Annotated in this window: 4 protein-coding genes; all 4 read right to left on the bottom strand. The window is 70.9% G+C overall.

The window, feature by feature from the left end; translation table 11 throughout:
• Positions 1-73 precede the first annotated feature (73 nt).
• Positions 74-298, bottom strand: a complete 225-nt coding sequence (locus ND747_RS15935; RefSeq protein ID WP_251734405.1) for a hypothetical protein — start codon at positions 296-298, stop codon at positions 74-76.
• A gap of 938 nt (positions 299-1236) precedes the next feature.
• Positions 1237-1692, bottom strand: a complete 456-nt coding sequence (locus tag ND747_RS15930; RefSeq protein WP_251734404.1) for a DUF3846 domain-containing protein — start codon at positions 1690-1692, stop codon at positions 1237-1239.
• Between the two features lie 178 nt (positions 1693-1870).
• Complete coding sequence (locus ND747_RS15925) at positions 1871-2317, bottom strand: hypothetical protein (RefSeq protein WP_251734403.1); 447 nt, start codon at positions 2315-2317, stop codon at positions 1871-1873.
• A gap of 56 nt (positions 2318-2373) precedes the next feature.
• A partial coding sequence (locus ND747_RS15920; protein WP_251734402.1) for an N-6 DNA methylase occupies positions 2374-3388 on the bottom strand: 1015 nt, incomplete at its 5' end.

Raw genomic sequence — 3388 nt, 5'->3', positions numbered from 1 at the left:
CCGCACTCGACCTCGCCGCCAGCCTCTACCTACCTGACACCACCGATCACCGACGAACTAACGGCGACGACCACTAGTGGGCGGTCCAGGTGGCGTTCACATCGATCGTCTCCAGTTCGCGGGCCAAACGCTGCTCGAACTCCGCCGCGGTGGCGGCATCTCGCAGGTAGAACGGGGAGCGCAGCTCGCGGGTGGGCTCTCCCTCCAGCACTGCGAGTGCGGGCCGGTCGCCGTTGCGCAGGGCGTCTTGCACCTCACCGACCACGGTGTCGATGAGGATGTCGGTCTCGAAGTTCATCGTTGTTGTCCTCGAGGGGCTGAGCGCGACCAGGTGCACGCCGGTTGGATCCAGTCTGGCCGGTCCGGCAGCAGCCCGTCGCCGGACCCACCCGGCCGACGGTAGGCGAAGGTCGCGCTCGCGGCTCACAGCCGTCCGACCCTCCCGCGCGGAGAGATCACCGGGTCTCCTCGGCCGAGGTCGACGACGCTCTCACCGTTGATCGCGGCGATCCGTCGGCGTGTCCGGATCTCGCCGTTTGCGACTGCTCCTCGTGCTGCAATGCGGACCGTCAGCAGCTTGTTCGCCGTCCATGTGCTATGTCCTTTCGTCGGCGTCGCCGCCGGGAGTGAGCTCGGGGCCGTGATCGCGCAGTCTCAGGTCGGCGAAATCGAGGTAGCCGATAATATCCCTGCTCGGCCAGGAAATGAGAAAGCCGCATCGCAGGCAGCAGTAGGACCCCCGCCATCTGCGGGACGCGGTGTCGACTTCGCGCCCGCCTCGGACGGGTACAAAACCGTCGCGACTCGGGGTATTGTCGCACCGACACAGCCACTCCTCATCTACGAGGGCAATATACTCCCTCATCGGAGAACCTCCATTCTAGAAGGAGAGAAACGTGCAGAAAAATCACCAGATGGCTACTACTCGCCGCCGCAGGCGTCGCTGGGCCACGTCGACAGCGCCGTCCCATAACGACAAAATGAGGGACCGGTCGAATTAGGAGGCAGCTCGGATCGGGAAGGATCTCCGCGCCTCGTCCGGGTGACTGCTCAGGGAGATCAGGCGCGAAGTGGTCTCCACGACTGATCGAGCACCGGCGGTACGGCGAGCCGTGGGCCAAGCGGGCCGCCGAGATCGGTCACTGAGCGGGTCGGATCTCGCTGTTGGCTGCCTCGCGCGCGAGTGATCAGGTTTTGTCGGCGAGGGTGACGCGGATGTCGCCGGCGTCCGGGTGATCAAGAACGAGCAGGGCGGTGGTGTAGGAGTCGAACGGTTCGCCGAAGCTCGTGGCGATTCTTTCCGTGACGGTGGTCCAGGTGTGATGGCGGCGGGACGTGGACGTGGACGTGGACTGGCGCGGTGCCGGTGAGGGCTGCGAGGAGAGCGGCGGGGGTGTCGGTGTTGCGGCTGCGGCGGCTGGGGCCGGTGAGGTAGGCGTCACCGGCGATGACGTCGAGTGCTCGGAGCTGGGGGGCGTGGACCCAGGCGAGCAGGGTGGCCCGGCCGTTAAGCGGCAGATTATCGATCTTGCCGGTTTCTCTGACGTAGAGCCTGGCGTGGGGGTCGACGAGGTCGATTCCTTCGATCAGGCCGCCGACGAGGGCCTGGTCGGCGGTCAGGCTGGTCTCGTCGTGGTCGATGAGACGGACCGGCAGTGACGGGTCCGCCGGCAACACGACTACTTTGATCATGATTGGTTGCTTTCCGGGCATGCCCCAGTCCGGCCCGGTCTGGGTGCGGGTCCGGGGCGGGGGTGAGGGTGGCTGGTTTGGTGGCGGGTGGACGCCTGTCCAGCTGCCGGCCGGAGCCTCTCCGGAGGCTTCACGGCGTGGCGGCTGCGGGCGTCGCCGCGTGGTTCTGGCGGGTCTGCTACTGGCGGTGTGGTGGGCGGGCGAGGAGGTCGGCGCGTCGGCGGACGAGGCGTACGACGGTGAGCACGGTGGGGCGGGTGGGGTCGGTGGGTGGGCGCAGGATGTCGTGGTCGTGGTGGCCGAGGAGGAGCCCGGCGGTGAGGACATGTACGGCGTTGTTTTCGTCGCCGCCCGGGTGGGGGCGGTGGCCGTTGACCGAGGGGATCCAGCCGGCCGGCGGTACTACCACGGTCGGGACGGTCGTGGTCGACGGCGGTGCGGTGGGCGGCTCTCGGAAGATCATGGTGAGGTAGGTGGTGTCGCCGCCGTGGTCGAGGAAAACGGCGTCGGCGGGTAGGCCGGCGAGGGCGGCGCTGACGCTCGCGGCGTCGGCGCCAGGCCGGACGATCACGTGGATGATGTAGGGCTGGGGGTGGCGCACCGTCACCAGCGGGTCGGAGGGCATGGCGGGGTTCCTGTCGTTGTCGTCGCGGGGTGAGCGCCAGGCCGGGAGGCAGGGGCTCAGGGTTGGTCGGGGTTCGTGCCGTCGAGGCGGCGGAGAACGTCGAGCAGGTGTTCGGCCTGGTGGAGGCGGCGGGCGAGCGCGAGGGCTTCGGCGCGTTCACCGAGGGCGCGGGTCTGCCAGTCGTCGCGCAGGACGTCGTCGTGGGCGAGCAGGACGTGGGGCCCGAGATCCCAGATGATCACATTGATGGCGAGGGCGGCGAGCGCGAGACCGTCGGGGTCGACGGCGATCCAGTGGATGGTGTGGGGGTCGCCGTCGGCGTCGCGGATCGCCTGGCTGACGGCGCGCAGCAGGCCGCCGGTGCCGGCGGTGGGTTCGAGCACGACCTGGCCTGGGGTGGGCAGGGTGCCGCCGAGGCGGGCGAGGAGGTCGGCGAGGTCGGGTGGGGTGTAGTACTGGCCGCGTGCCGCCCGGTCGCCGCGGGTGCGTAGGACGGACAGCAGGGGGCCGAACAGGTCGACGTCGTAGCGGGCCGTGTCGAGCAGGTCGTGCAGCCCCGTCTTGAGGGCGGCCCGCATGACCGTTCGTGCGGCGCGTAGCAGGTCGGGGCCGGGGAGCGGGTCGGTGTACCACGGCGCGGCGAGCGGGGTGATCCGGTGGGCGAGGTCGGGGCGGGCGCGGGCGTAGAGCTGCCAGGTGGCGCGCAGGAATCCGCGCAGTCCGTCGTCGTCGGCGCCCAGGAGGCGGGTGGCGATGTGGGCGCGGTCGTCGGCGGTGTCGGGGGTGCGTAGCGCGAGCGCCGCGACGACGGAGACGGGGATCTCGGTGCGACGCTGATGTGGGCGCTGTGCCAGGCGCGGTCGACGGCGTCGGCGATGCGATGGGCCTGCACGAGCGCGCCGGCCCGGGTGGCAGGCCGGGGGCCGGTGGGGGTGGGAGCGGGCGGCGCGGCCATCGAGGGCGCTCCTTTGCGGGTCGGGGCACACGGGAGCGGGGCCGCCCCCCGCGGGCGGGGGGGGGGGGGGCGCGGGGGGGGGGGGGGGGGGGGGGGGGGGGGGGGGGGGGGGGGGG

The sequence above is a fragment of the Frankia sp. R82 genome (assembly GCF_023716925.1).
Taxonomy (GTDB): Bacteria; Actinomycetota; Actinomycetes; order Frankiales; family Frankiaceae; genus Frankia.
This window is presented reverse-complemented; position numbering and strand designations above follow the sequence as displayed.